Raw genomic sequence first — 24,288 nt, 5'->3', positions numbered from 1 at the left:
TTGGAAGGTCAGCCGTGAAACGCGTTGCGGGGCATGATATTGACCGTCTCATGCAGTTCTGACCACACCAGCACCACGTCGCCGCTTTTCAGCTGGCGTTTTACATCGTTGACCTTCTGCTCGAGTGAGCGTTCATGTTCACCATAATCGGTGCCTTCACGTAATACAAAGCTTTCAATCAGATTATCGAGCGTTTCGGGAGACAGATCCTGCCAGGGGATGATCATTTTGCACCGTCCAGATAAAGAGTAAGCCAGTCAGGAATACGCGCCTCCAGCCACATTTTCGGGCGGCGCAGCGTCCCGCCAATAAACCCAACGTGGCCGCCATGTTCAGTCAACTGATAGTGAACATTGTCGGGAAGGAATTCCTGCGCGGGAATAGAGTGATGATCCATAAACGGGTCATCTTTGGCGTGAATAATCAGCGTCGGCTGGGTAATTTTGCTGAGCAACGGCATGGCGCTGCACTGACGGTAATAGTCGATCGCATCGGCGAAGCCGTGAATTTTTGCGGTGATCAGATCGTCGAATTCACGAATGCGGCGCACCTTTTTCAGCTGGCGCAGGCTGACCGGCAGGGTATCCGGGTAAGCCTTCAGCTTACGTGCGGCGTTGGCTTTCAGCAGGTTGAGCAGATAGCGCTGATAGACGCGGGAAAACCCTTTATCCATATGGTAGCTGCACTGCTCCAGCATAAACGGCGCGGAGACAATCACTGCGGCATTGAGCGGTACGCTGTCGCCCTCTTTGGCCAGCAGGCAGGCGAGCATATTTCCGCCCAGCGAATACCCCACGGCCGCCGTTGGCACGGTGCCATAGTTTTCCCGCAGCCAGTGTAAAAACCAGGTTCCGTCTTCGGTTTCACCCGAGTGATAGATGCGTTTCTGACGATTTGGCTCGCCGCTGCAGCCACGAAAATGCATCACCACCCCGAGCCAGCCGCGCGCTTTTGCCGCCTCAATCAATCCATGCGCATAAGGGCTGTGCAGACTCCCTTCCAGACCATGAAAAACCACCAGACGCGGCTTATGACGTGCCTGCTCGGGGTCTTCGCTCCAGGCGAGATCCAGAAAATCACCGTCTGGCAGGTCAAGCCGCTGCCAGTGCGGCGTGAACTGAACCTTACGGCGGATCAGCCGTGGCAGCATGGTCTGCAAATGGCAGTTGGACACACCGCGCATGGGCACGAACTCGGTGCTGTCTTCGGCTGCAATGTCGAAGTCTGTTGGAATGATTTGGGTCATAAGCGCGATGCTGATTCTTGTCGGAAATTAACGATACTTTCCGAATTGTACCCCGTTTAGCCTGGTTTTCCGAAACATGAACTGATCCCGATCACAAATCTTTACCGTGATTATTACTCTCAGGCTAATGATTCCGCTCTACGCTTAATTGATGCCTTTCCCACCAGAGCGCACACTTTACTCAACGTTAAGCAAATCAAAATGATTAGCTGAATCAGGAGGTTAATAATGTTATCTGGGCAAACACCCACCCGGCAATGGAACACGCGACGCAGCGAAAAAGCGCGTCGTCTGGCGTCCGTACCGGTGCAGGGCAAGGTACTGCCAACCGGCGACCTTGTCGCCATGCTGGAAAAACTGATCGCCCCTGGCGATAAGGTCGTTCTGGAAGGTAACAACCAGAAGCAGGCCGATTTCCTTTCACGCTCGCTGGCTGAAGTGAACCCGCAAATTGTCCACGATCTGCATATGATCATGCCGAGCGTCGGCCGTAGCGAGCATCTGGATATCTTTGAGAAAGGCATCGCCCGCAAGCTGGACTTCTCCTTCTCCGGGACGCAGAGCCTGCGAATCTCCCAGCTGCTGGAAGATGGTCAGCTCGAAATCGGCGCTATCCATACCTATATCGAGCTCTATTCACGCCTCTACGTCGACCTCTCGCCCAACGTGGCGCTGATTGCGGGGTTTAAAGCAGACCGCAAAGGCAACCTCTACACCGGGGCGAGCACCGAAGATACTCCGGCACTGGTGGAAGCCGCGGCCTTCCACGACGGGATTGTGATTGCGCAGGTGAATGAACTGGTGGACGACGAATGCGACCTGCCGCGCGTCGATATTCCGGGCTCCTGGATTGACTATGTTGTCGTTGCCGACAAGCCATTCTTTATCGAACCGCTGTTTACCCGTGATCCGCGACTGATCAAACAGGAACACATCCTGATGGCGATGATGGCGATTAAGGGCATCTACGCGGAACATCAGGTGCAGTCCCTCAACCACGGGATCGGTTTTAACACCGCAGCGATTGAACTGCTGCTGCCGACCTACGGCGAACAGCTCGGCCTGAAGGGCAAAATCTGTAAGCACTGGACCCTGAACCCGCACCCAACGCTGATCCCGGCAATTGAAAGCGGCTGGGTAGAAAGCGTGCACTGCTTCGGCGGCGAGCTGGGGATGGAAGAGTACATCCGCGCCCGTCCGGACATCTTCTTTACCGGTGCCGACGGCTCCATGCGTTCCAACCGTGCGTTCTGTCAACTGGCCGGTCAGTATGCGGTCGATATGTTTATCGGCTCAACCCTGCAGGTTGATGGTTACGCCAACTCCTCAACGGTGACACGCGGTCGTCTTTCCGGCTTCGGCGGTGCGCCAAACATGGGGCACGACCCACACGGTCGTCGCCACGCCACACCGGCCTGGCTGAACATGATCACCGAACCTGACCCGATGCAGCGCGGTAAAAAACTGGTCGTGCAGATGGTGGAAACCTTCCAGGCGGGCGTAAAGCCGACCTTTGTGGAAAAGCTTGATGCTGTTGACGTGGCAAAAGCGTCCGGGATGCCTCTGGCGCCGGTCATGATATACGGCGACGACGTGACGCACGTGCTGACGGAAGAGGGGATTGCTTACCTCTATCGCGCCAAAGATCTTGAGGAGCGTCGTGCCATGGTCGCCGCTGTGGCGGGGATTACCGATATAGGCCTGGGCGTGGATGCTAAACGCGTGGCGGAACTGCGCCAGAGCGGCAAGGTTGTTTATCCGGAAGATATGGGTATTCGCCGCACTGACGCCACCCGCTCTCTGCTGGCGGCGGGCAGCGTGTCAGACCTCGTTGAATGGTCCGGCGGTCTGTACAACCCACCTGCGAAATTCCGGAGCTGGTAATGAAACTTCTGCCCCAGATTCAGGTTGAAGGCGGTGCCGAATGGCTGGCGCGAACCGCCACGCAGTGTCTGATTGACGAAGCACGATTAAGCCCGAAACCCGGTCTGGTGGACAGTCGGGGGAACGGTGCGCACCACGATTTATCCCTTGCGCTGATGGAGCGCTCCGCGCGCAGCCTGACCCCGACGTTTCAGGCGCTGGCACAGCAAAGCTGGCTGCGTCCGGCAGATATTGCGCTTCGGCAAACCGTTGGCCGTCTTGGTCGTGAAGGCGAGCAGCAGATGATGGCTGCAACGTGTGGCGTAAACACCCATCGCGGCGCGATTTGGGCGCTGGGGTTGCTGGTCAGCGCGGTGGCGATGCTGGACGGGGAAGCCAGGGCGCACGACGTCGCCCGCACCGCCGCGCAGCTGGCGAAACTCCCTGACGAGGCGGCGCCGAAAGTGTTCAGCAAAGGCCTTCGCGCCACGCACCGCTACCGCGTACCGGGTGCACGCGAAGAGGCTCAGCAGGCGTTCCCGCACATTATGCAGCGCGCGTTGCCGCAGCTTCGCCTGAGCCGTCTCAACGGCAGCAGTGAAACGCACGCCAGGCTTGACGCGCTGATGGCGATCATGACGTCGCTTACCGACACCTGCGTGCTGTCGCGCGCCGGGCTGGAGGGGCTGGACGCCATGCAGGACGGTGCCCGTGCGGTACTGAACGCCGGAGGTTGTGAAACGGCTGCAGGCCAGCAGGCGCTGGCGAACTTAGACCGTCAGATGCTGGCGCTAAACGCCTCCCCAGGCGGCGCTGCTGACCTGCTTGCTGCCACGCTGTTTCTCGATCGCGTCGAAACGCCTTATTCAAAGCATTAAGAGGATGTTATGGAAAAAATCACATTGACCGTGCCAGCCAGCCGCGCGTTAAGCGGCAGGGCCCTGGCAGGGGTAGTCGGTTCCGGGGATATGGAGGTGCTCTTCACCGCCGAACGGGGCCAGACGTTAACCATTGATATCACCACCTCCGTCGACAACAGCCGGGGTCGCTGGGAGGCACTGTTCAACCGCCTGCAAACGGTCAGTAGCCTGCCAGCAGGAAAACTGACCATTCATGATTTCGGCGCGACGCCGGGCGTGGCTCGCATTCGTATCGAACAGGTTTTTGAGGGGGTGAGCCATGCGTGATGACAGCAGCTTTATCGAATTGAAAGCACGCCAGCGTGCGCAGGCCCTGCTCGATGAGGGTAGCTATCGCGAACTGCTGGATCCGTTTGAAGGCATTATCTCTCCGTGGCTTGGGCCACAGGGCATTGTTCCGCAGGCGGACGACGGCATGGTGGTGGCGAAAGGCACGATCAACGGTCAGCCAGCCGTTGTGGTCGCCATTGAAGGTGCGTTCCAGGGCGGCAGCATGGGTGAAGTGTCCGGTGCCAAAATGGCGGCGGCGCTGGAGCTGGCGGCAGAAGATAAACGCAACGGCATTCCGACTCAGGCTGTGCTGTGCCTCGAAACCGGCGGCGTTCGTCTGCAGGAGGCGAACCTGGGTCTGGCCGCCATTGCCGATATCCACGCGGCGATTGTTGACCTGCGTCGTTACACGCCCGTTATCGGGATTGTCGCAGGGACCGTGGGCTGCTTCGGTGGGATGTCCATCGCGGCGGCGCTGTGCAGCTACCTGATTGTGACCCGCGAAGCGCGTCTCGGACTGAACGGTCCGCAGGTCATCGAGCAGGAAGCGGGGATTGAAGAGTACGACTCCCGAGACCGTCCGTTTATCTGGAGCATGACCGGTGGCGAAGTGCGCTATCAAAGCGGGCTGGTTGACGCGCTGGTCGGTGACGGTATCAACGCGGTGAAAGCGGCGATGAACGACGCGATTGCCAGGGGCGTACCCGCGAAACACCGCACCGATAACTACGACGATTACCTGAACCGTCTGACGAATTTCGACACCCGCAAACAGGCCGATGCCGAACAAATTAACGCGCTTTTTGCCCGGGAGGTGAAATGATGACTAACGCAATAAGCCGTGGCGAACTCTGGATGACTCTGCTCGCGCCGAATGCAAAACGTGTGGAAGGGCTTTGCCCGTCCGTGCAGGCGGCAGACGGCGAACTGAACGGTGAAGCGGTGCGTTTTGTTGCCGTGGTGCCGGATGCCCACAACCATTTCCCGCGCGCGGCGAAAGGGGAAGTCGGTCTGCTGGAGGGCTGGACGCTGGCGAAAGTGGTGAGCGAAACCGTGGCCGAGGATGCCAGTAAGTCCGTGAAGCGTCCGATTGTGGCGGTGATTGACGTCCCAAGCCAGGCCTATGGCCGTCGCGAAGAGGCGTTTGGTATCCACCAGGCGCTGGCGGGGGCTGCCGCCGCGTATGCGAATGCGCGTCTGGCCGGTCATCCGGTGATTGGGCTTATCGTCGGTAAAGCGATGTCCGGCGCATTTCTGGCGCATGGCTACCAGGCTAATCGCCTGATTGCTTTCAACGATAAAGGGGTGTTGATCCACGCGATGGGTAAAGAGTCTGCGGCGCGCATTACGTTGCGAACCGTCGACGCGCTGGAAAAACTGGCGGCCACCATTCCGCCGATGGCCTATGACATCAGCAACTACGCCACCCTGGGGCTGCTTTCAAACCTGCTGGACATCAGCAACCCGGATGCCCCCTCCGATAACGATCTGGCGCAGGTGAAAACCACCCTGCAACAGGCCATCAGTGACGCTCGTCAGGACACCACGCTGAACAATCGTCTGGGTGCTGACAACCGCCGCAGCTCTGCCCTCGTACGCGAACGCATGCGGGCAAGCTGGTAAGTAAAAAGAGACCTGCCAGATGCACGACCCCGCGGACGTAACCGTTACGTCCGCGCGGGAACCTGCATCCTGAAAATAATAATCATCGCGCCAGTGCTTAAACTTTTTTACTACAGGTGAATTATGACTTACGTAATTGTTCATGCTCTTGCACCGATTTTCGTCATCATGCTGCTGGGATTCTGGGCCGGTAAGGCAAAGATGGTCGATAACAAAAACGTTTCCCTGCTTAATATTTTCGTGATGGATTTTGCACTGCCTGCCGCGCTGTTCAGCGCCACCGTGCAAACGCCGTGGACCGGCATTGTGGCCCAGTCGCCGCTGATTCTGGTACTGACCCTGGCGATGTGGATAACCTATGCGGCCATCTACTTCCTCGCCACCGGCGTCTTTAAAAAATCGCCGCAGGATGCCGCCGTGCTGACGCTGACCGTCGCCCTGCCAAACTATGCGGCGCTCGGCCTGCCTATTCTGGGCAGCGTGCTGGGTGAAGGTTCATCGACATCACTGTCTGTTGCGGTCTCCATCGCCTGCGGTTCGGTGCTGATGACCCCGTTCTGCCTGCTCATTCTGGAACGTGAAAAAGCGCGCACCGAAGGGAATAACTCTGGCTCAACGCTCTCCATGCTGCCGGTGCTGATGTGGCGTTCGATTAAAAAACCGATCGTGATGGGCCCGCTGCTGGGTGTCATTTTGTCCGCCATCGGTATCAAAATGCCGGAACTGGTGCTGGCGGCGATTAAACCGCTGGGGCTGTCCGCGACCGCTGCAGCGCTGTTCCTGACCGGGGTGATCCTCTCTGCCCGTAAGCTGCAGATCAACACCATGGTCATCACGTCAACTATCGCCAAGCTGCTGATTCAGCCTGCGATTGCCTGGGGTATCGTTTTACTCTTTGGTCTGCACGGTTCCGTGGCGATCACCGCTATCCTGATGATTGCGCTTTCTGCGGGCTTCTTCGGTGTGGTGTTCGGTAACCGCTTTGGCGTGCAGTCTCCGGATGCGGAAGCCGTGCTGCTGTTAAGCTCCGTACTGTGTATCCTGTCGCTGCCGCTGTTTATCTCGCTGACCTCAGGAATGTAATCATGACCACAACATTACGCCCCCACGACCTCATCTGGCTTACCGCGCGAGACGCGCTGGAAGGCATCACCGACGACTGGGTGGAGGCGGCCTGGCATACCGGTTTGCCGGTCGTAGTGCGGCGTGATGTTGATAACGCTGGCCGTGTTCCCGTTGGCGTGCGCGGCCTGCGCCGCGACCAGCGGGCGGGCGGATGGGTGAAACCAGAACACGTAACGCGTGTGGTGTCACCCGAATCACTGAGCGTAACGGCGGATCTGCTGCGCTCGCCCTTTGTGACGCAGCCACCGGTACAGGTGGCGCTACAACTTTCTCAGCAGCCGTGGCCATGGTCGTGGGGCATTACCGGCAGCACTGGCTATGCGCTGGCGACCGGTATTCCGGTTATCCACGCCGACAGCGATCTCGACCTGTTGATCCGCGCCCCGCAGCCGATTTCCCCTGATGCGTTTACCGCATGGCAGTCGCAGCTGAGTCGCGCATTGTGCCGGGCGGATACGCAGGTCGATACACCCGAAGGGGGATTCGCGCTGGCGGAGTGGCTGCGCGACGGCAAAACGCTGCTGAAAACCCGCCGCGGACCGCGTCTGGTAACGGATCCGTGGCGCAGGGAGGAGTAATGAAAATACTGTTTACCTTTCCGGGGCAGGGCACGCAGCATGAAGGTATGCTGCATAACCTGCCGGGTACCGAGCTGGCTCAGGCGCGCGAGGTGTTGGGGGCGGAGGTTGATACGCTGGATAGCGCAGCTTCGTTATCCCATACCCGCGCGGTGCAGCTTTCGCTGCTGATAGCCGGTGTCGCATGGGCGCGCGAGCTTGAGCGACGCGGCGTAACGCCGGATATCGTCAGCGGGCTGTCCATTGGCGCATACCCGGCAGCGGTTATCGCGGGCGCGCTGGATTTCACCGATGCGCTTAGGCTGGTCGCGCTGCGTGGCGATTTAATGGAGCAGGCGTATCCGCACGGCTATGGCCTGACGGCGATTATGGGCTTGACCCTGCCGCAGGTGGAACAGCTTATCGAAGGCACCGGAACCTATATTGCGAACCTGAACGCCGAAACGCAGATTGTGATCGCCGGACGCGATGACGGGATGGCGCAGGTAGCCGAGCGCGCGCTGGCGAAAGGGGCGAGCAAGGCCAAACGACTGGCGGTCAGCGTACCATCGCACTGCGCGCTGCTGGCGGACCCGGCGCAGAAGCTGGCGGCAGCGTTTGAATCGGTCACGCTTTCACGCCCACGCTGCGCGTATCTGAGCGGCAGTACCGGACGCGTGCTCTGGCAGCCGGAGAAGATCGCCGACGATCTGGCGATGAATATGGCGCGTACCGTGCGCTGGCAGGAGGCGGTGATATCCGCGAATGAACGCGATGCGCGGCTGGCAATCGAGATGCCGCCCGGCGGCGTGCTGACCTGCTTAACGCGACAAGCGGCGTGGGAAGGGGAATCCATTTCGCTGGAACGCAGCGGGGTGGATGTGGCGGTGCATCTGGCGGGGCGGCTTCAGCGGTGAGTTTTGCCCGGCGGCGCTTTCGAAAAACGTAAGGTAAGTTTGGCACTTATAGCTCAGGGTGGAAATCTCCCTGAGCATGCGTCAGCGACGCTGATGATGAGTGTTAGGGTAAACACCTTTTTTTGTTAACTCGATTGCCTGCTCAAGTTGCTGGTAAAGCCTATGGCTCAAATCTTCCAGTTCGTCATTTTCTTTACGGAGCGGTTGCCCATTTTTGTGAAGAACAATATCGTTAAATGATCCCATTCCACCGTAAACTTTTTTTAATGCGAATATTGAAGCTTCACAGTCGACGTCAAGTTCACTACCAAGTGTCTCAAAGGTTTTGGCCCATGCATTCTCATTGTTTGAGTGCAGTATGCTAATAATATTGGTTAACGTTTTCTTTATTTCATTTATCATTTCAGCCCCCCACTACTCAGTATATTCACATCAGGTATTTTCCACGTTTCACGCACAACTACTGGTCGTTTTTCGCGGATCCTGCCAGTTTGAGATTTGACGCATATTAATTCACCGTATCAATTAGTGCGGATAACAATCCGTGAAATTGGTTATGTGATTCTATTACATAATCCGTTGAGACTTTATCACGGATCTGAAAGCAATCATCAGCGAAACTGTAGACAATAACGGATATACCATCCTCACCAATGAGCACCTTATCAGTGAGATTCTGATCAAGATAGATTTCATCGGTGCGTGTATCAACGTTGCGGATGTAGATATTTGACCATAATGGCACACTATTTTCTGCCTGAACTATGTTATATAAAGTCAGTCCGTTATACTCCAGACCATCCATAATGTTGAACATATTCAGGTAGTCAGGTCGGGTAACCATCAGGCGCTGTATATCCTCGTAAACCGTTCTTTTCTGACTACCCCATTCGGCGGGTGGAGCATTGCGCATGAGATCTGCCATCACGGCAGGATGGACAGGATTGGCTATCGGGTAGTTATCAGCAGTCATTAGGGTCTTGAATATGCCTAACAATCCATCGGTATCCTTCATTTCTTCTCCTTAATGCCAGCGGGATAAATTACATCTTTTGGAGCAGGCCATAACACTTTTGCGCTTTCATTATAGGGAAGAACTTTCGTTATTGTGCCCTGGGCCTTTGAAAGCGTGTAATGATAGGGCGAACTTTGTATCAGCGTTAGGTTTTCAAAGGTATTTGCCCCCCCATCATCAAGGGGAATTTTATGATGGACCTCCCATCCTGCGGGGACTTTTCCATTGGCAAGTCGGAGCAGGTTGTCAGAGTCAAAAGTTGTTAAAGCATCAGGGTGATTGGCAAGAGATTTGAGAAAAGCAGGGCGAACAGTACTATTAAATTCTTTTCGTAGCACATTATATTCGAGACGGTTCCTGCGAAAGTAATTTAGCTCCGTAACATTTATATCACTTAGCAGAACGTGGTTGTTTTTATATTTTCCCAGATAGTCGGTCAACTGTTTCGCTGTCGCTGGATTTCTGATGAGCAGCAGCGAGGCGGCGGTTATCATCATACCGGACGTGGTTTCATTTAAAACGCTGTCGTAGCCTGTAACGGCTTCTCCACCAAGTTGCTCCGCTGTTTGCCTAAAGCCTTCAATGTTGCCGTTGTAGATTCCACCTGCCGCCAGTAATCGTCCGGCTGCTTTGCTGTTGATGGTTTTGGTGGCCTGTGCGTGCTGTACGGGAGCATCGGAATCATGCTGTTTAATGGTCGGAGCGGGTTTTCGTCCCGGATGTGCGTTCAGGCAATGTTCGTAAATATTTTGTACTTCCCGCTGGAAACTGTCGCTATAGCTGTCCATGAAACGGTCATAAACCAGATTACCGTCGTCATCGAAGAAGAAGGGGTTACGGAAACGGTCCCACTTCTCTGCGGTGTTTACGCCAACCATCCAGCCCTGCTCAAGATTCCATTTTACTTCATCATAAAGGCTGTCGTATTCCGTGTGGTGCTTGCGTTTGTATGGTTGCGCCGCGAAGCGGTGGTATACGCCGTCACGTCGTCTGGGGATGGTGAAATGTTGAAAACGGGTTTGAGGGGCATATTTCAGATAATCCAGTTCGTAAAATACGCTCGCCATTTCCAGTGCATCGCGTGGCGTGAGGATGAACTGAATATCAGCCGGTGCTAAATCACAGCCAGCATCCCATTTCATGTAGAGTGTGAACATCCTGTTCCTGCTTTAAGCCATGTTATTTTTGTGGATATTCAGAGATAACGGATGATAAGTCAAACGTGGCGTTCAGTTTCTGTTGAGCACTTCCCCCATTGTACCTGCCTCTCACTTCGGTTGGATATAATCTGCCACCTGGCTGGGTAACAGTGAAGGCATTGCAATAGTTCGCCCATCATCATCAACAAATTCAACCATATAAGCCAGATGGGGTTTTTCATGTACTAATACTATGGCACCCAGCATGCCTTTAGTTAACCCTTCCACCGGCAAATCTTCCGCTAACACAACCACCTCAAACTCTTCTCTTATCATCGGCTGTACTCACTTAACAAAAATCGTCGTCATGCATGGAACGACGAGCATCTGGTTCATATATCCAACTAAACGCCGTTCCGTTGCTTGGGAGGGGGAGATGTTGATAACGGGGACACGGTTCATATTCCAGGTAATCCAGTTCGTAAAATACGCTCGCCATTTCAGTGCATCGCGTGGCGTTCAGCTTTAGTGAACCCTGGAACAGGGAGAAAGCACCAGGCTTACGGGGCCGAGGCATCTGCTGTGAGGCTTCGCGCATACATCCGCCCTTCGGCGGCCAGTGCGCGGAGGCTCGGATCCTGCTCGCGGTTGCGGGCAAAGACAATCGCAATCAACTGCTGCATCTGGTACGGTTCCGCCAGCTTCAGTAGCTGCACCGAGTTCTCATACACTTTCTTCATCCTCCCCGGCATCAGCGTAAAGCCGACCCCCGCCTGCACCAGGCTCAGCATTGAGAAAATGTCATTCACGCGAGTGACGATCTCCGGTTCGAATCCGGCGATATGAAACGCCTCCTGAAACCCGGCGTAGGTCGCAAACCCTTCTGCCAGCGAGACAAATTTCTGATGTTTGTAATCACGAAGATCCGCTGGCCCATGGGCGTTCAGCGTGGCGGACGCGGGCGCGGCAAGGAAAATGTCGTCGTGAAACAGGGGCAGCACTTCGAGGCTGTTACGGTCGATATCGCTTTCGGAGATGGAGATCAATATGGCGTCCAGCGACCCTTCGTCCAGCATGTGTAGCAACGTGTCGTTAGAGCCCATCGTCAGATCCATCTCCAGATCCGGACGGCGTAATTTCATGCCCATAATCAGGCGCGGTACGGTTTCCAGGGTGAGCGAGTAGAGCGTACCGACGCGCAACCGACCCTGGCCGATACCGGCGATTTTGCGCGACTCTTCCAGCCCGCGCTCCATCACCTGCATGACTTCCTGGCAATATTCCAGCAGCGTCCAGGCGGAAGGCAGCGCAATCAGATTGCGCCCCTTGTGGGTAAAAAGCGGGCAGCGCACGTTCTCTTCCAGCGTGTGCAGCGCGCGGTGCACACTGACACCGCTCAGCCCGAGCGTTTCGGCGGTACGGGCGATATTCCCTTTCTCCATGAAGGTCATGAAGATGCTGAGTTTGCGGAATGTAATCTCGCTCGTGGTATCGAAACGCATAACCCTCCCGGTGTGTTAGTCGGCCTGCAGCATCGCTTCCAGCTGTTCCTGCGCGTCCAGCCACGCCATTTCGCACGCTTCGAGGCTCGATTTGGTCTTTGCCTGCGTTTGCAGGCAATCCGTCAGCTCCGCTTTACGGCTTTGATCGTACAGGCCGCTGTCGCCTAGCTTCTCTTCAACGGTGGCAAGCGTGGCGTTGAGCTTCTCCATCTCTTTTTCCAGACGGGCAATCTCTTTACGCAGCGGCTGAGTCTGAGTGCGCAGCTCCGCTTCGCGACGCTTCTGGTCTTTACGCGCCTGCGCGCTGTTGGCGTTGTCTTTCGCCGACTCGTCCGGCTGGTTTTCCTGCTTCTGCACGTCCGTCAGCCACTGCTGGTAGTCTTCCAGATCGCCGTCGAACGGTTCAACTTTGCCATCATGCACCAGGTAGAGATCGTCTGTGGTGGAGCGGATCAGGTGACGATCGTGCGAGACCACCACCAGCGCGCCTTCGAACTCAATCAGCGCTTCGGTCAGCGCCTGACGCATGTCGAGATCCAGGTGGTTGGTCGGTTCATCGAGCAGTAGCAGGTTCGGGCGCTGCCAGACGATCAGCGCCAGTACCAGGCGGGCTTTTTCACCGCCGGAGAAACGCTCTGTGTTTTCGGTGACTTTATCGCCCTGGAAGCCGAAGCCGCCGAGGTAATCGCGCAGCTTCTGCTCCATTTCCTGCGGTGCCAGACGCGCAAGGTGCTGGATAGGCGATTCATCCGCGCGTAAAAATTCCAGCTGATGCTGAGCGAAATAGCCAAGCTTAATGCCTTTCGCCAGGCCGATTTCGCCGCTGACCGGGTTAAGTTCGCCCGCCAGGAGTTTGATTAGCGTTGATTTACCGGCGCCGTTACGCCCCAGCAGACCGATACGTGAGCCCGGCACCAGGTTGAGTTTGATGGAGTCGAGAATAATGCGATCGCCATAGCCCGCGCTCACTTTTTCCATTTTCAGCAGCGGATTCGGCAGGCTTTCTGGTTCGCGGAAATTGAAGTGGAACGGGTTATCGACGTGCGCCGGGGCAATCATCTCCATGCGTTCCAGCATCTTGATGCGGCTCTGGGCCTGCTTGGCTTTAGAGGCTTTGGCCTTAAAGCGATCCACAAAGCTTTGCAGGTGCGCCACGCGCTGCTGCTGGCTTTCGTACATCGCCTGCTGCTGGGCCAGGCGCGTCGCGCGCTGGCGCTCGAAAGAGCTGTAGTTGCCGGTATATTCGAACATCGTTTGCTGTTCGATATGAATGATTTTATCCACCACCGGATCGAGGAAGTCGCGGTCGTGGGAGATCAGAATCAGAGTGCCCTGATAGCTCTTAAGCCACTTCTCCAGCCAAATAACCGCATCGAGATCGAGGTGGTTAGTCGGTTCATCGAGTAGCAAAAGATCAGAACGGCAGATCAGCGCCTGCGCCAGGTTGAGGCGCATACGCCAGCCGCCGGAGAAGTCGCTGACCGGGCGTTCCAGCTGTTCATTGCTGAAGCCCAGGCCGTGCAGCAGGCTGGAGGCGCGGGAGCGAATGGTCCACGCGTCGATGGCGTCCAGCTTGCCATGAACGGTGGCGATGGCGTGACCGTCGTTGCGCTCGTTGGCGGCGTGGAGTTCCGCTTCGAGTTTGCGGTATTCACGGTCGCCGTCGATAACATAGTCGAGGGCCGGTTCGCTCAGGGCAGGCGTCTCCTGGTTCACCCAGGCGAGCTGCCAGTTTCCCGGATAAGTAAAGCTTCCGCCATCCGCGCTAATCTCGTTTTTCAGCAGCGCCAGCAGCGTGGATTTGCCACAGCCGTTTTTGCCGACCAGACCCACTTTTTGGCCCGGGTTGATGGTAGCAGTGGCGTTATCGAGCAGAACGCGCACGCCGCGACGAATTTGTAACGAGGAGAAAACAATCATAGAAGCGCCGTATGTTCCGACTATGTTAATTTGTCATTATGATAATGTAAGGTGTGGGCCATTTTCCGCACCGGGCCGCCATGGTAGCCCAAAACAACAACGATACACAAAAACAGAAACACGACCGGGAGGGGAATGATGTCTCAGACAGCGAAAGTGCTGCTGCTGTATGCCCATCCGGAATCTCAGGACTCGGTGGCGAACCGGGTGCTGCTTAAGCCGGCCACACAGCTCAGTAACGTTACGGTGCACGATCTCTACGCGCACTATCCTGATTTCTTTATTGATATTCCGTACGAGCAGGAACTGCTGCGTCAGCATGACGTGATTGTGTTCCAGCACCCGCTTTATACCTATAGCTGTCCGGCACTGCTGAAAGAGTGGCTGGACCGCGTGCTGAGCCGCGGCTTCTCCAGTGGGGTGGGGGGAAACCAGCTGGCGGGAAAGTACTGGCGTAGCGTGATCACCACCGGTGAACCCGAAAGTGCTTACCGTCACGACGGGCTGAACCGTTATCCGATGAGCGATATCCTGCGGCCATTCGAGCTGACGGCGGCGATGTGCCGTATGCACTGGATGAGCCCGATCATTGTCTACTGGGCGCGGCGTCAGGATCCGAAAGAACTGGCCAGCCACGCCAGAGCTTATGGCGAGTGGCTGGCATCGCCGATTCCGGCAGGAGGTCGTTAATGGAAGGATCGAATTTGCTCCTCGCCGGGGTACTGTTTTTATTTGCGGCCGTCGTCGCGGTTCCGCTTGCCGCCCGTCTCGGCATCGGTGCGGTACTGGGATATTTGCTCGCGGGGATCGCCATTGGTCCCTGGGGACTGGGATTCATCAGCGATGTGGATGAAATTCTCCATTTCTCCGAGCTAGGCGTGGTGTTCCTGATGTTCATCATCGGTCTGGAACTGAACCCCTCTAAATTGTGGCAGCTCCGACGCTCTATCTTTGGCGTGGGTGCCGCGCAGGTGTTGTTCAGCGCCGCGATTCTGGCTGGCCTGCTAATGCTGACCCACTTTTCATGGCAGGCCGCGGTGATAGGCGGGATTGGTCTCGCCATGTCGTCGACGGCGATGGCGTTGCAGCTGATGCGCGACAAAGGGATGAACCGCAATGAAGCCGGGCAACTGGGCTTTTCGGTGCTGCTGTTTCAGGATTTAGCGGTGATCCCGGCGCTGGCGCTGGTGCCGCTGCTGGCGGGTTCTGGCGACGATAGCTTCGACTGGGCAAAGATTTCCATGAAGGTGCTGGCTTTTGCGGGCATGCTGATTGGCGGACGCTTCCTGTTGCGTCCGGTGTTCCGCTTTATTGCCGCATCGGGCGTGCGTGAAGTGTTTACCGCTGCGACGCTGTTGCTGGTGCTTGGCTCGGCGCTGTTTATGGACGCGCTGGGGCTATCAATGGCGCTGGGTACTTTTATCGCCGGGGTGCTGCTGGCGGAGAGCGAGTATCGTCACGAGCTGGAAATTGCCATCGATCCCTTCAAAGGGCTGCTGCTAGGGTTGTTCTTTATTTCGGTGGGGATGGCGCTCAATCTCGGTGTACTTTATACCCATCTGCTCTGGGTTGTGGTCAGCGTCGCCATCCTGGTGGCGGTGAAAATGCTGGTGCTGTACGTCATGGCGCGTATTTACGGGTTGCGCAGTTCGGAACGCATGCAGTTTGCCAGCGTGTTAAGCCAGGGGGGAGAGTTCGCGTTTGTGCTGTTTTCCGCCGCGTCCTCTCAGAAGCTGTTTAAGGACGATCAGATGGCGCTGCTGCTGGTGACGGTGACGCTGTCGATGATGACCACGCCGCTGCTGATGAAGCTGGTGGATAAACTGCTGTCGCGCCGCTTAAACCCGACGGACGATGAAGATGAAGCGCCATGGGTAGAAGACGATAAACCCCAGGTGATAGTGGTGGGCTTTGGCCGCTTCGGGCAGGTGATTGGTCGCCTGTTGATGGCGAATAAGATGCGCATTACGGTGCTGGAACGCGATATCAGTGCGGTTAACCTGATGCGTAAATATGGCTACAAGGTTTATTACGGCGACGCGACCCAGCTTGAGCTGCTGCGCTCGGCGGGCGCTGAGGCCGCCGAGTCCATCGTGATCACCTGTAACGATCCGGAAGACACGATGAAACTGGTGGAGCTGTGTCAACAGCACTTCCCGCACCTGCATATACTGGCGCGTGCCCGGGGACGTGTTGAAGCTCACGAATTGTTGCAGGCGGGTGTGAAACACTTCTCCCGTGAGACGTTCTCCAGTGCGCTGGAGTTAGGCCGTAAGGCGTTGATCTCGCTGGGTATGCATCCTCATCAGGCGCAACGTGCCCAGATGCACTTCCGTCGGCTGGATATGCGAATGCTGCGCGAACTGATGCCGGTACATACCGACACGGCGCAGATCTCCCGCGTGCGGGAAGCGCGTCGCGAGCTGGAGGAGATCTTCCAGCGAGAGATGCAACAGGAACGACGCCAGCTTGATGGCTGGGATGAATTTGAATAAAGGGTAACGAAAGATGGCTGTCCGTAAACGCTTTATCGCAGGTGCAAAATGCCCGTCCTGCCAGGCGCAAGATACTCTGGCGATGTGGCGAGAAAATAATATTGATATCGTTGAGTGTGTTAAGTGTGGTCACCAGATGCGTGAGGCCGATAAAGAGGCCCGCGATCATGTTCGCAAAGAAGAGCAAGTGATCGGCATTTTTCATCCGGACTAGCGATATGCCCTGAGTTTTTTTAAGCTAAAGGGTACACGGGTGCAGATTTCCGCTACAATCTGCGCCAGCAATTTTCCCACGCTCAGGAGATATCATGAAAGTAGCAAAAGACCTGGTGGTCAGCCTGGCCTATCAGGTACGTACAGAAGACGGTGTGTTGGTTGATGAGTCTCCGGTGAGTGCGCCGCTGGACTACCTGCATGGCCACGGTTCCCTGATTTCTGGCCTGGAAACTGCGCTGGAAGGTCATGAAGTTGGCGACAAATTCGACGTTGCTGTCGGCGCGAACGACGCTTACGGTCAGTATGACGACAACCTGGTTCAGCGCGTTCCTAAAGACGTGTTCATGGGCGTTGACGAACTGCAGGTTGGCATGCGCTTCCTGGCTGAAACTGACCAGGGTCCGGTGCCTGTTGAAATCACTGAAGTTGAAGACGACCACGTTGTGGTTGACGGCAACCACATGCTGGCTGGCCAGAACCTGAAGTTCAACGTAGAAGTTGTTGCGATCCGTGAAGCGACCGAAGAAGAGCTGGCTCATGGCCACGTTCACGGTGCGCACGGTCACGACCATGACCACGATCACGGCCACGACGGCTGCTGCGGTGGTCACGGCCACGATCACGACCATGGTCATGACCATGGCAAAGGTGGTTGCGGTAACGGCGGCTGCGGTTGCCACTAATTCCGCTAAGCGGAAAATAAAAAAGCGGGGGAACCCCGCTTTTTTTACGCCTCAATAATGAGGTGGTGGTGTCTCTTCAGACTGAGAGGCAATGTTTGACGGCTGCGTTGCCTTTAGCTTTTCCGTCAGCAGACGCATGTGATCCCGCAGCTTCGCCATTTCGAGTTCATGTGCTGTGACGGTCTGGTTTAGTTCTTCGATGGTGATGTCCTGAAAAGCCAGGCGGCTTTCCAGCTCAGCCATTCTCGCTTCTATCGTTGTATCCTTCATCATTCACCTCGTTTATGTCTGATTTACCTGATGGTCCAGCGGCGGCGCAGTTTAACTGAGTTTATCCTTAAGTGCAGTCTCTATCCCGCTGGCAAGAAACTTATTTAAACAAAAATAGTCTGAAAAGTGGTGAGAATTGGGAGTGTCTGTCTGTAGATTTCTTCTGCAACGTTTTATAGTACGTCACTCATTTACGTTTAACGCTGGGGTGAGAGTCCCCAGGCCCTGGAGATATGGATGAAATCACTGTTTAAAGTAACGCTGCTGGCGACGACGATGGCTGTTGCGCTGAACGCGCCGCTGTCATTCGCTGCTGATACTGCTGCGAAGCCTGCTGCCACTGCAGACAGCAAAGCGGCGTTCAAAAATGACGACCAGAAATCCGCCTACGCACTGGGCGCATCTCTGGGTCGTTACATGGAAAACTCTCTGAAAGAACAAGAGAAACTGGGCATCAAACTGGATAAAGCCCAGCTGATCGCAGGCGTACAAGACGCATTTGCGGATAAGAGCAAGCTGTCTGACCAGGAAATTGAGCAGACGCTGCAGGCGTTCGAAGCACGCGTGAAGGGTGCCGCTCAGACCAAGATGGAAGCGGACGCGAAAGACAACGAAGCGAAAGGCAAAGCCTACCGCGATACCTTTGCTAAAGAGAAGGGTGTGAAGACCTCCTCTACTGGCCTGGTGTACAAAGTTGAGAAAGAAGGTACCGGCGATGCGCCGAAAGACAGCGATACTGTTGTCGTAAACTACAAAGGTACGCTGATCGACGGTAAAGAGTTCGATAACTCTTACACCCGCGGTGAGCCGCTCTCCTTCCGTCTGGACGGTGTGATTCCTGGCTGGACTGAAGGCCTGAAAAACATCAAGAAAGGCGGCAAGATCAAGCTGGTTATTCCACCGGATCTGGCCTACGGCAAAACGGGCGTTCCGGGTATCCCGGCTAACTCCACGCTGGTCTTCGACGTAGAGCTGCTGGACATTAAACCAGCACCGAAAGCGGATGCGAAACCGGAAGCGCAGGCAGATCAGAAAGCTGCGACAGACACTAAGAAGTAATGTAATGAAAACCGCCGCCTTTAAGGCGGCGGTTTTTTTATTGCGGGGCAGATATAATTAACACTGGAAAGCGTCTGGTACGCTGTATTAATTTAGTTGTCCGTGTAGATAATGAGCCTGCCCTGAAAACCTAACGACAGGCTCCTGAAAAGGAGTGTTTTTTTCATGTCCAGGTCGCTTTTAACCAACGAAACCAGTGAACTTGATTTGCTGGATCAACGTCCTTTTGACCAGACCGACTTCGATATTCTTAAATCCTATGAGGCGGTGGTGGACGGGTTAGCGATGCTCATTGGTTCCCACTGCGAAATCGTATTGCACTCCCTGCAAGATCTGAAGTGTTCCGCCATCCGCATTGCTAATGGTGAGCATACCGGCCGTAAAATTGGTTCGCCAATCACCGACCTTGCACTGCGTATGTTGCATGACATGACCGGCGCGGACAGCAGCGTCTCCAAATGTTATTTCACCCGCGCCAAAAGCGGCGTGCTGATGAAATCAGAAACTATCGCGATTCGAAACCGCGAACATCGTGTGATTGGGCTGCTGTGCATCAACATGAACCTTGATGTGCCTTTCTCGCAGATCATGAGCACCTTTATTCCGCCTGAAACGCCAGACGTTGGCTCTTCCGTTAACTTTGCCTCCTCCGTAGAAGATCTGGTGACTCAAACGCTTGAGTTTACGATTGAAGAGGTGAATGCCGATCGCAACGTCTCGAACAATGCCAAGAATCGTCAGATCGTACTCAATCTCTACGAGAAAGGGATTTTTGATATCAAAGACGCCATTAACCAGGTGGCCGATCGTCTGAATATCTCCAAGCATACGGTCTACCTCTACATCCGCCAGTTCAAAAGTGGCGACTTCGTAGGGCAAGATAAGTAATGCGTTTTGCGTTAATGGTGACAGGCCCGGCGTACGGCACTCAGCAGGCCAGCAGCGCGCTGCAGTTTGCGCATGCGCTACTGGCGGCCGGACATGAACTGGCGAGCGTCTTTTTCTATCGGGAAGGGGTGTATAACGCGAACCAGTTTACGTCACCGGCGAGCGATGAGTTTGATCTGGTCCGCGCGTGGCAGGCGTTAAATGAAAAGCAGGGCGTTGAGCTGAACATCTGCGTGGCGGCGGCACTGCGTCGCGGCGTGACGGATGCAACCGAAGCCGATCGCCTGGGGTTATCGGGCGCTAACCTTCAGCCTGGCTTTTCGTTAAGTGGTCTGGGCGCGCTGGCTCAGGCGGCGTTAATCTGCGACAGAGTGGTGCAATTCTGATGAAGCGCGTGGCATTTGTTTTTACTTCTGCACCGCACGGTAGCGCCTCGGGCCGCGAAGGGCTGGATGCGTTACTTGCGACATCGGCATTAACAGAAGATATCGGCGTCTTCTTTCTGGGGGACGGGGTGTTTCAACTGCTCGCGGGCCAAAAGCCGCAGGCCATCCTGGCGCGCGATTACATCGCAACCTTCAAAGTGCTGCCGCTGTACGATATCGAAACCTGCTATGTCTGTGCCGACTCCTTAACGGCGCGCGGTTTGAGTGATAAGTCGTCTTTTGTGCTGGATGTGACGATCTTACCTTCCTCTGATCTGCGTGAACACCTTTCCCACTACGACACCGTTTTGACGTTCTGAGGCCACCATGCTCCATATTCTGAGCCACTCACCGTGGCAATGTGATATCGACACACTGTTGAGCATGCTGCGCGAAGGTGATGATTTGCTGCTCATTCAGGACGGCGTGCTCGCGGCGCTTGAAGGCAGCCGTTTCGTTGAAATTCTCACGAATGCCCCCATAACAGTCTCTGCGCTGAAGGACGATCTGGACGCGCGAGGTCTTTCTGGTCAAATTTCAGCCAAAATTGACGTGGTTGGCTATACTGATTTCGTCAATCTTACTGTGACGCACGCCAGTCAAATGAACTGGTGATCCGAGATCGCTGTATATTTCTTGACACCTTTTCGACGTAGCCCTAAAATTTCGCGTCCTCATATTGTATGAGGTCGTTTTATTACGTGTTTACGAAGCAAAAGCTAAAACCAGGAGCTATTTAATGGCAACAGTTAACCAGCTGGTACGCAAACCACGCGCACGCAAAGTTGCAAAGAGCAACGTGCCTGCGCTGGAAGCCTGCCCGCAGAAACGTGGTGTATGTACTCGTGTATATACCACCACTCCTAAAAAACCAAACTCCGCACTGCGTAAAGTATGCCGTGTGCGTTTGACTAACGGTTTCGAAGTGACTTCCTACATCGGTGGTGAAGGTCACAACCTGCAGGAGCACTCCGTGATCCTGATCCGTGGCGGTCGTGTTAAAGACCTTCCGGGTGTTCGTTACCACACCGTTCGTGGTGCGCTGGACTGCTCAGGTGTTAAAGACCGTAAGCAGGCTCGCTCCAAGTACGGCGTGAAGCGTCCTAAGGCTTAATGGTTCTCCGTTAAGTAAGGCCAAACTGATTTATCTTAATGTCAAACTAAACTCGTAGAGTTTTGGACAATCCTGAATTAACAACGGAGTATTCCCATGCCACGTCGTCGCGTCATTGGTCAGCGTAAAATTCTTCCAGATCCGAAGTTCGGATCAGAACTGCTGGCAAAATTTGTAAATATCCTGATGGTAGATGGTAAAAAATCTACTGCAGAAGCCATCGTATACAGCGCGCTTGAGACCCTGGCTCAGCGTTCTGGTAAAAATGAACTGGAAGCTTTCGAAGTCGCTCTCGACAACGTTCGCCCAACTGTAGAAGTTAAGTCCCGCCGCGTTGGTGGTTCTACTTATCAGGTTCCAGTTGAAGTTCGTCCGGTTCGTCGTAATGCTCTGGCAATGCGTTGGATCGTTGAAGCTGCTCGTAAACGCGGTGATAAATCCATGGCTCTGCGTCTGGCGAACGAACTTTCTGATGCTGCAGAAAACAAAGGTACTGCAGTTAAGAAACGTGAAGACGTTCACCGTATGGCAGAAGCCAACAAGGCGTTCGCACACTACCGTTGGTAATCCCTTCGGAGTATTAGTCACCAGGCGGGCGCTTCAGAGAAGCCGCCCGCTCTGGGTAACTTAACTGAACGCCTAAAGAAACAAACGAGGAATCAAATGGCTCGTACAACACCCATCGCACGCTACCGTAACATCGGTATCAGTGCGCACATCGACGCCGGTAAGACCACTACTACCGAACGTATTCTGTTCTACACCGGTGTAAACCATAAAATCGGTGAAGTTCATGACGGCGCAGCCACCATGGACTGGATGGAACAGGAGCAGGAGCGTGGTATCACTATCACCTCCGCAGCGACTACTGCATTCTGGTCAGGTATGGCTAAGCAGTACGAACCGCATCGCGTAAACATCATCGACACCCCAGGGCACGTTGACTTCACCATCGAAGTAGAACGTTCCATGCGTGTGCTCGACGGCGCGGTAATGGTTTATTGCGCAGTTGGTGGTGTTCAGCCACAGTCTGAAACCGTATGGCGTCAGGCGAACAAATATAAAGTTCCACGCATCGCGTTCGTTAACAAAATGGACCGTATGGGTGCTAACTTCCTGAAAGTTGTTGGTCAGATCAAAACCCGTCTGGGCGCGAACCCTGTTCCGCTGCAGCTGGCAATTGGTGCTGAAGAAGGCTTCACCGGCGTTATCGACCTGGTGAAAATGAAAGCCATCAACTGGAACGACGCAGACCAGGGCGTGACCTTCGAATACGAAGACATCCCGGCTGAGATGCAGGACCTGGCTGACGAATGGCACCAGAACCTGATCGAATCCGCTGCTGAAGCTTCTGAAGAGCTGATGGAGAAATACCTGGGTGGTGAAGAACTGACTGAAGAAGAGATCAAAAAAGCTCTGCGTCAGCGTGTTCTGAACAACGAAATCATCCTGGTAACCTGTGGTTCTGCGTTCAAGAACAAAGGTGTTCAGGCGATGCTGGATGCGGTAGTTGACTACCTGCCATCCCCGGTTGACGTTCCTGCGATCAACGGCATCCTGGACGACGGTAAAGATACTCCGGCTGAGCGTCACGCAAGCGACGACGAGCCGTTCTCTGCACTGGCGTTCAAAATTGCTACCGACCCATTCGTGGGTAACCTGACCTTCTTCCGCGTTTACTCTGGTGTGGTTAACTCCGGTGACACCATCCTGAACTCCGTGAAAGCGGCGCGTGAGCGTTTTGGCCGTATCGTACAGATGCACGCTAACAAACGTGAAGAGATCAAAGAAGTTCGTGCGGGCGACATCGCTGCAGCTATCGGTCTGAAAGACGTGACCACTGGTGACACCCTGTGTGACCCGGATCACCCGATCATTCTGGAGCGTATGGAATTCCCAGAGCCGGTAATCTCCATCGCGGTTGAACCAAAAACCAAAGCTGACCAGGAAAAAATGGGTCTGGCTCTGGGCCGTCTGGCGAAAGAAGACCCATCATTCCGCGTATGGACTGATGAAGAATCTAACCAGACCATCATCGCTGGTATGGGTGAACTGCACCTGGACATCATCGTTGACCGTATGAAGCGTGAATTCAACGTTGAAGCGAACGTGGGTAAACCTCAGGTTGCTTACCGCGAAGCGATTCGCGCGAAAGTTACCGATGTTGAAGGTAAACACGCTAAGCAGTCTGGTGGTCGCGGTCAGTACGGTCACGTTGTGATCGACATGTACCCACTGGAGCCGGGCTCTAACCCGAAAGGTTACGAGTTCATCAACGACATCAAAGGTGGTGTAATTCCTGGCGAATACATCCCAGCCGTTGATAAAGGCATCCAGGAACAGCTGAAAGCGGGCCCTCTGGCTGGCTACCCAGTTGTTGACATGGGTATCCGTCTGCACTTCGGTTCTTACCACGACGTTGACTCCTCTGAACTGGCGTTTAAACTGGCTGCGTCTATTGCCTTTAAAGAAGGCTTTAAGAAAGCAAAACCAGTTCTGCTTGAGCCAATCATGAAGGTTGAAGTAGAAACTCCTGAAGAGAACACCGGTGACGTTATCGGTGACTTGAGCCGTCGTCGCGGTATGCTGCGTGGTCAGGAATCTGAAGTAACTGGCGTTAAGATCCACGCTGAAGTTCCGCTGTCTGAAATGTTCGGATATGCAACTCAGCTGCGTTCTCTGACCAAAGGTCGTGCATCATACACCATGGAATTCCTGAAGTATGATGATGCGCCTAACAACGTTGCTCAGGCCGTTATTGAAGCCCGTGGTAAGTAATCCACAGGATTAAAACCTAAGTCCCGTGCTCTCTCCGAAGGGGAGAGCACTATAGTAAGGAATATAGCCGTGTCTAAAGAAAAATTTGAACGTACAAAACCGCACGTTAACGTTGGTACTATCGGCCACGTTGACCATGGTAAAACTACCCTGACTGCTGCAATCACTACCGTTCTGGCTAAAACCTACGGTGGTTCTGCTCGTGCATTCGACCAGATCGATAACGCACCAGAAGAAAAAGCTCGTGGTATCACCATCAACAC

At 54.9% G+C, this 24,288-nt stretch carries 30 protein-coding genes; 21 read left to right on the top strand and 9 right to left on the bottom strand.

What is annotated here, in order from left to right; translation table 11 throughout:
• Positions 1–8: 8 nt before the first annotated feature.
• Both ACOTY9_RS19170 and ACOTY9_RS19165 read right to left on the bottom strand, forming a co-directional pair.
• Complete coding sequence (locus ACOTY9_RS19170; RefSeq protein WP_003861664.1) at positions 9–227, bottom strand: YheU family protein; 219 nt, start codon at positions 225–227, stop codon at positions 9–11.
• Positions 224–1,246, bottom strand: coding sequence for a hydrolase (locus tag ACOTY9_RS19165; protein ID WP_014885507.1), 1,023 nt, complete (start codon positions 1,244–1,246; stop codon positions 224–226). The genes ACOTY9_RS19170 and ACOTY9_RS19165 overlap by 4 nt, the downstream gene beginning before the upstream one ends.
• 228 nt (positions 1,247–1,474) lie before the next feature.
• Here ACOTY9_RS19165 and mdcA point away from each other — a divergent pair, with 228 nt between their 5' ends.
• The 8 genes from mdcA to mdcH all read left to right on the top strand — a co-directional run bounded on the left by mdcA (position 1,475) and on the right by mdcH (position 8,521).
• Positions 1,475–3,130: a malonate decarboxylase subunit alpha gene (gene mdcA / locus ACOTY9_RS19160; protein WP_014885506.1), complete on the top strand. Its 1,656-nt coding sequence runs from the start codon at positions 1,475–1,477 to the stop codon at positions 3,128–3,130.
• The gene (locus ACOTY9_RS19155) at positions 3,130–3,987 is read left to right on the top strand and encodes a triphosphoribosyl-dephospho-CoA synthase (protein ID WP_348566047.1); all 858 of its coding nucleotides are present in this window, start codon (positions 3,130–3,132) and stop codon (positions 3,985–3,987) included. Before mdcA ends, ACOTY9_RS19155 begins: the two co-directional genes overlap by 1 nt.
• 9 nt (positions 3,988–3,996) lie before the next feature.
• Positions 3,997–4,296, top strand: coding sequence for a malonate decarboxylase acyl carrier protein (mdcC, locus tag ACOTY9_RS19150; RefSeq protein ID WP_348566046.1), 300 nt, complete (start codon positions 3,997–3,999; stop codon positions 4,294–4,296).
• On the top strand, positions 4,289–5,122 hold the full coding sequence (locus tag ACOTY9_RS19145; protein WP_348566045.1) for a biotin-independent malonate decarboxylase subunit beta: 834 nt from the start codon (positions 4,289–4,291) through the stop codon (positions 5,120–5,122). Before mdcC ends, ACOTY9_RS19145 begins: the two co-directional genes overlap by 8 nt.
• Positions 5,122–5,922 carry a biotin-independent malonate decarboxylase subunit gamma gene (mdcE, locus tag ACOTY9_RS19140; protein ID WP_014885502.1) on the top strand — a complete coding sequence of 267 codons (801 nt, stop codon included), beginning with the start codon at positions 5,122–5,124 and terminating at the stop codon, positions 5,920–5,922. Before ACOTY9_RS19145 ends, mdcE begins: the two co-directional genes overlap by 1 nt.
• A 123-nt stretch (positions 5,923–6,045) precedes the next feature.
• Positions 6,046–7,005 (top strand): AEC family transporter, encoded by a 960-nt coding sequence (locus tag ACOTY9_RS19135; protein WP_023331468.1) that lies wholly within the window; start codon positions 6,046–6,048, stop codon positions 7,003–7,005.
• A gap of 2 nt (positions 7,006–7,007) precedes the next feature.
• A complete protein-coding gene (locus ACOTY9_RS19130) occupies positions 7,008–7,625 on the top strand; it encodes a malonate decarboxylase holo-ACP synthase (protein ID WP_348566044.1) in 618 nt (205 codons plus the stop codon).
• Positions 7,625–8,521, top strand: coding sequence for a malonate decarboxylase subunit epsilon (gene mdcH / locus ACOTY9_RS19125; protein WP_348566043.1), 897 nt, complete (start codon positions 7,625–7,627; stop codon positions 8,519–8,521). Before ACOTY9_RS19130 ends, mdcH begins: the two co-directional genes overlap by 1 nt.
• An 81-nt stretch (positions 8,522–8,602) precedes the next feature.
• Here the strand turns inward: mdcH and ACOTY9_RS19120 are convergent, their stop codons facing one another.
• The 6 genes from ACOTY9_RS19120 to ACOTY9_RS19095 all read right to left on the bottom strand — a co-directional run bounded on the left by ACOTY9_RS19120 (position 8,603) and on the right by ACOTY9_RS19095 (position 14,097).
• Positions 8,603–8,923, bottom strand: coding sequence for a DUF6966 domain-containing protein (locus tag ACOTY9_RS19120; RefSeq protein WP_023331465.1), 321 nt, complete (start codon positions 8,921–8,923; stop codon positions 8,603–8,605).
• Between the two features lie 106 nt (positions 8,924–9,029).
• Entirely contained in the window at positions 9,030–9,536 is a 507-nt protein-coding gene (locus ACOTY9_RS19115; protein ID WP_348566042.1) for a YrhA family protein, read from the bottom strand.
• Positions 9,533–10,693 carry an HNH endonuclease signature motif containing protein gene (locus ACOTY9_RS19110; protein ID WP_023331463.1) on the bottom strand — a complete coding sequence of 387 codons (1,161 nt, stop codon included), beginning with the start codon at positions 10,691–10,693 and terminating at the stop codon, positions 9,533–9,535. Before ACOTY9_RS19110 ends, ACOTY9_RS19115 begins: the two co-directional genes overlap by 4 nt.
• Before the next feature lie 111 nt (positions 10,694–10,804).
• A complete protein-coding gene (locus tag ACOTY9_RS19105; RefSeq protein WP_023331462.1) occupies positions 10,805–11,011 on the bottom strand; it encodes a DUF4926 domain-containing protein in 207 nt (68 codons plus the stop codon).
• Between the two features lie 224 nt (positions 11,012–11,235).
• A complete protein-coding gene (locus ACOTY9_RS19100) occupies positions 11,236–12,177 on the bottom strand; it encodes a LysR family transcriptional regulator (RefSeq protein WP_023331461.1) in 942 nt (313 codons plus the stop codon).
• A gap of 15 nt (positions 12,178–12,192) precedes the next feature.
• Positions 12,193–14,097 carry an ABC transporter ATP-binding protein gene (locus tag ACOTY9_RS19095; protein ID WP_023331460.1) on the bottom strand — a complete coding sequence of 635 codons (1,905 nt, stop codon included), beginning with the start codon at positions 14,095–14,097 and terminating at the stop codon, positions 12,193–12,195.
• A gap of 135 nt (positions 14,098–14,232) precedes the next feature.
• Between ACOTY9_RS19095 and kefG the strand changes: the two genes are divergently transcribed.
• The 4 genes from kefG (at position 14,233) to slyD (ending at position 17,491) form a co-directional block, all read left to right on the top strand.
• Positions 14,233–14,787, top strand: a complete 555-nt coding sequence (kefG, locus tag ACOTY9_RS19090) for a glutathione-regulated potassium-efflux system ancillary protein KefG (RefSeq protein WP_021242220.1) — start codon at positions 14,233–14,235, stop codon at positions 14,785–14,787.
• Positions 14,787–16,592: a glutathione-regulated potassium-efflux system protein KefB gene (gene kefB / locus ACOTY9_RS19085; protein WP_014885492.1), complete on the top strand. Its 1,806-nt coding sequence runs from the start codon at positions 14,787–14,789 to the stop codon at positions 16,590–16,592. Before kefG ends, kefB begins: the two co-directional genes overlap by 1 nt.
• Before the next feature lie 13 nt (positions 16,593–16,605).
• Positions 16,606–16,806, top strand: coding sequence for a YheV family putative zinc ribbon protein (locus ACOTY9_RS19080; protein ID WP_003861689.1), 201 nt, complete (start codon positions 16,606–16,608; stop codon positions 16,804–16,806).
• A gap of 94 nt (positions 16,807–16,900) precedes the next feature.
• Positions 16,901–17,491, top strand: coding sequence for a peptidylprolyl isomerase (gene slyD, locus ACOTY9_RS19075; protein ID WP_014885491.1), 591 nt, complete (start codon positions 16,901–16,903; stop codon positions 17,489–17,491).
• 51 nt (positions 17,492–17,542) lie between these two features.
• On the opposite strand, the gene ACOTY9_RS19070 is transcribed toward slyD, so the two are convergent.
• Entirely contained in the window at positions 17,543–17,761 is a 219-nt protein-coding gene (locus ACOTY9_RS19070) for a protein SlyX (protein WP_008503009.1), read from the bottom strand.
• Between the two features lie 237 nt (positions 17,762–17,998).
• On the opposite strand from ACOTY9_RS19070, the gene fkpA reads away from it, so the two are divergent.
• The 9 genes from fkpA to ACOTY9_RS19025 all read left to right on the top strand — a co-directional run.
• Positions 17,999–18,820 carry an FKBP-type peptidyl-prolyl cis-trans isomerase gene (fkpA, locus tag ACOTY9_RS19065; RefSeq protein WP_047027061.1) on the top strand — a complete coding sequence of 274 codons (822 nt, stop codon included), beginning with the start codon at positions 17,999–18,001 and terminating at the stop codon, positions 18,818–18,820.
• Between the two features lie 165 nt (positions 18,821–18,985).
• Complete coding sequence (locus tag ACOTY9_RS19060; RefSeq protein ID WP_014885489.1) at positions 18,986–19,708, top strand: helix-turn-helix transcriptional regulator; 723 nt, start codon at positions 18,986–18,988, stop codon at positions 19,706–19,708.
• Entirely contained in the window at positions 19,708–20,094 is a 387-nt protein-coding gene (gene tusD, locus ACOTY9_RS19055; protein ID WP_047027060.1) for a sulfurtransferase complex subunit TusD, read from the top strand. The genes ACOTY9_RS19060 and tusD overlap by 1 nt, the downstream gene beginning before the upstream one ends.
• Positions 20,094–20,453 carry a sulfurtransferase complex subunit TusC gene (gene tusC / locus ACOTY9_RS19050; RefSeq protein WP_047343533.1) on the top strand — a complete coding sequence of 120 codons (360 nt, stop codon included), beginning with the start codon at positions 20,094–20,096 and terminating at the stop codon, positions 20,451–20,453. Before tusD ends, tusC begins: the two co-directional genes overlap by 1 nt.
• 7 nt (positions 20,454–20,460) lie before the next feature.
• On the top strand, positions 20,461–20,748 hold the full coding sequence (gene tusB, locus ACOTY9_RS19045) for a sulfurtransferase complex subunit TusB (protein WP_014885486.1): 288 nt from the start codon (positions 20,461–20,463) through the stop codon (positions 20,746–20,748).
• 124 nt (positions 20,749–20,872) lie between these two features.
• The gene (gene rpsL / locus ACOTY9_RS19040) at positions 20,873–21,247 is read left to right on the top strand and encodes a 30S ribosomal protein S12 (RefSeq protein WP_000246815.1); all 375 of its coding nucleotides are present in this window, start codon (positions 20,873–20,875) and stop codon (positions 21,245–21,247) included.
• Between the two features lie 96 nt (positions 21,248–21,343).
• Entirely contained in the window at positions 21,344–21,814 is a 471-nt protein-coding gene (gene rpsG / locus ACOTY9_RS19035; RefSeq protein ID WP_003861706.1) for a 30S ribosomal protein S7, read from the top strand.
• A 96-nt stretch (positions 21,815–21,910) separates the two neighbouring features.
• Positions 21,911–24,025 (top strand): elongation factor G, encoded by a 2,115-nt coding sequence (fusA, locus tag ACOTY9_RS19030; RefSeq protein ID WP_014885485.1) that lies wholly within the window; start codon positions 21,911–21,913, stop codon positions 24,023–24,025.
• A 69-nt stretch (positions 24,026–24,094) separates the two neighbouring features.
• A partial coding sequence (locus ACOTY9_RS19025; RefSeq protein WP_004929415.1) for a GTP-binding protein occupies positions 24,095–24,288 on the top strand: 194 nt, incomplete at its 3' end.

Source organism: Enterobacter cloacae complex sp. SHL012, from assembly GCF_049237505.1.
GTDB lineage: Bacteria > Pseudomonadota > Gammaproteobacteria > Enterobacterales > Enterobacteriaceae > Enterobacter > Enterobacter kobei.
Note: the sequence above shows the minus strand (reverse complement) of the source record. Positions and strands in the feature narration are given on the sequence as shown.

Excerpts from the sequence above, each read along its gene's own strand:
- ACOTY9_RS19170 (WP_003861664.1), bottom strand. The coding sequence starts at position 227 with ATGATCATCCCCTGGCAGGATCTGTCTCCCGAAACGCTCGATAATCTG.
- ACOTY9_RS19165 (WP_014885507.1), bottom strand. The coding sequence starts at position 1,246 with ATGACCCAAATCATTCCAACAGACTTCGACATTGCAGCCGAAGACAGC.
- mdcA (WP_014885506.1), top strand. The coding sequence starts at position 1,475 with ATGTTATCTGGGCAAACACCCACCCGGCAATGGAACACGCGACGCAGC.
- ACOTY9_RS19155 (WP_348566047.1), top strand. The coding sequence starts at position 3,130 with ATGAAACTTCTGCCCCAGATTCAGGTTGAAGGCGGTGCCGAATGGCTG.
- mdcC (WP_348566046.1), top strand. The coding sequence starts at position 3,997 with ATGGAAAAAATCACATTGACCGTGCCAGCCAGCCGCGCGTTAAGCGGC.
- ACOTY9_RS19145 (WP_348566045.1), top strand. The coding sequence starts at position 4,289 with ATGCGTGATGACAGCAGCTTTATCGAATTGAAAGCACGCCAGCGTGCG.
- mdcE (WP_014885502.1), top strand. The coding sequence starts at position 5,122 with ATGACTAACGCAATAAGCCGTGGCGAACTCTGGATGACTCTGCTCGCG.
- ACOTY9_RS19135 (WP_023331468.1), top strand. The coding sequence starts at position 6,046 with ATGACTTACGTAATTGTTCATGCTCTTGCACCGATTTTCGTCATCATG.
- ACOTY9_RS19130 (WP_348566044.1), top strand. The coding sequence starts at position 7,008 with ATGACCACAACATTACGCCCCCACGACCTCATCTGGCTTACCGCGCGA.
- mdcH (WP_348566043.1), top strand. The coding sequence starts at position 7,625 with ATGAAAATACTGTTTACCTTTCCGGGGCAGGGCACGCAGCATGAAGGT.
- ACOTY9_RS19120 (WP_023331465.1), bottom strand. The coding sequence starts at position 8,923 with ATGATAAATGAAATAAAGAAAACGTTAACCAATATTATTAGCATACTG.
- ACOTY9_RS19115 (WP_348566042.1), bottom strand. The coding sequence starts at position 9,536 with ATGAAGGATACCGATGGATTGTTAGGCATATTCAAGACCCTAATGACT.
- ACOTY9_RS19110 (WP_023331463.1), bottom strand. The coding sequence starts at position 10,693 with ATGTTCACACTCTACATGAAATGGGATGCTGGCTGTGATTTAGCACCG.
- ACOTY9_RS19105 (WP_023331462.1), bottom strand. The coding sequence starts at position 11,011 with ATGATAAGAGAAGAGTTTGAGGTGGTTGTGTTAGCGGAAGATTTGCCG.
- ACOTY9_RS19100 (WP_023331461.1), bottom strand. The coding sequence starts at position 12,177 with ATGCGTTTCGATACCACGAGCGAGATTACATTCCGCAAACTCAGCATC.
- ACOTY9_RS19095 (WP_023331460.1), bottom strand. The coding sequence starts at position 14,097 with ATGATTGTTTTCTCCTCGTTACAAATTCGTCGCGGCGTGCGCGTTCTG.
- kefG (WP_021242220.1), top strand. The coding sequence starts at position 14,233 with ATGATGTCTCAGACAGCGAAAGTGCTGCTGCTGTATGCCCATCCGGAA.
- kefB (WP_014885492.1), top strand. The coding sequence starts at position 14,787 with ATGGAAGGATCGAATTTGCTCCTCGCCGGGGTACTGTTTTTATTTGCG.
- ACOTY9_RS19080 (WP_003861689.1), top strand. The coding sequence starts at position 16,606 with ATGGCTGTCCGTAAACGCTTTATCGCAGGTGCAAAATGCCCGTCCTGC.
- slyD (WP_014885491.1), top strand. The coding sequence starts at position 16,901 with ATGAAAGTAGCAAAAGACCTGGTGGTCAGCCTGGCCTATCAGGTACGT.
- ACOTY9_RS19070 (WP_008503009.1), bottom strand. The coding sequence starts at position 17,761 with ATGAAGGATACAACGATAGAAGCGAGAATGGCTGAGCTGGAAAGCCGC.
- fkpA (WP_047027061.1), top strand. The coding sequence starts at position 17,999 with ATGAAATCACTGTTTAAAGTAACGCTGCTGGCGACGACGATGGCTGTT.
- ACOTY9_RS19060 (WP_014885489.1), top strand. The coding sequence starts at position 18,986 with ATGTCCAGGTCGCTTTTAACCAACGAAACCAGTGAACTTGATTTGCTG.
- tusD (WP_047027060.1), top strand. The coding sequence starts at position 19,708 with ATGCGTTTTGCGTTAATGGTGACAGGCCCGGCGTACGGCACTCAGCAG.
- tusC (WP_047343533.1), top strand. The coding sequence starts at position 20,094 with ATGAAGCGCGTGGCATTTGTTTTTACTTCTGCACCGCACGGTAGCGCC.
- tusB (WP_014885486.1), top strand. The coding sequence starts at position 20,461 with ATGCTCCATATTCTGAGCCACTCACCGTGGCAATGTGATATCGACACA.
- rpsL (WP_000246815.1), top strand. The coding sequence starts at position 20,873 with ATGGCAACAGTTAACCAGCTGGTACGCAAACCACGCGCACGCAAAGTT.
- rpsG (WP_003861706.1), top strand. The coding sequence starts at position 21,344 with ATGCCACGTCGTCGCGTCATTGGTCAGCGTAAAATTCTTCCAGATCCG.
- fusA (WP_014885485.1), top strand. The coding sequence starts at position 21,911 with ATGGCTCGTACAACACCCATCGCACGCTACCGTAACATCGGTATCAGT.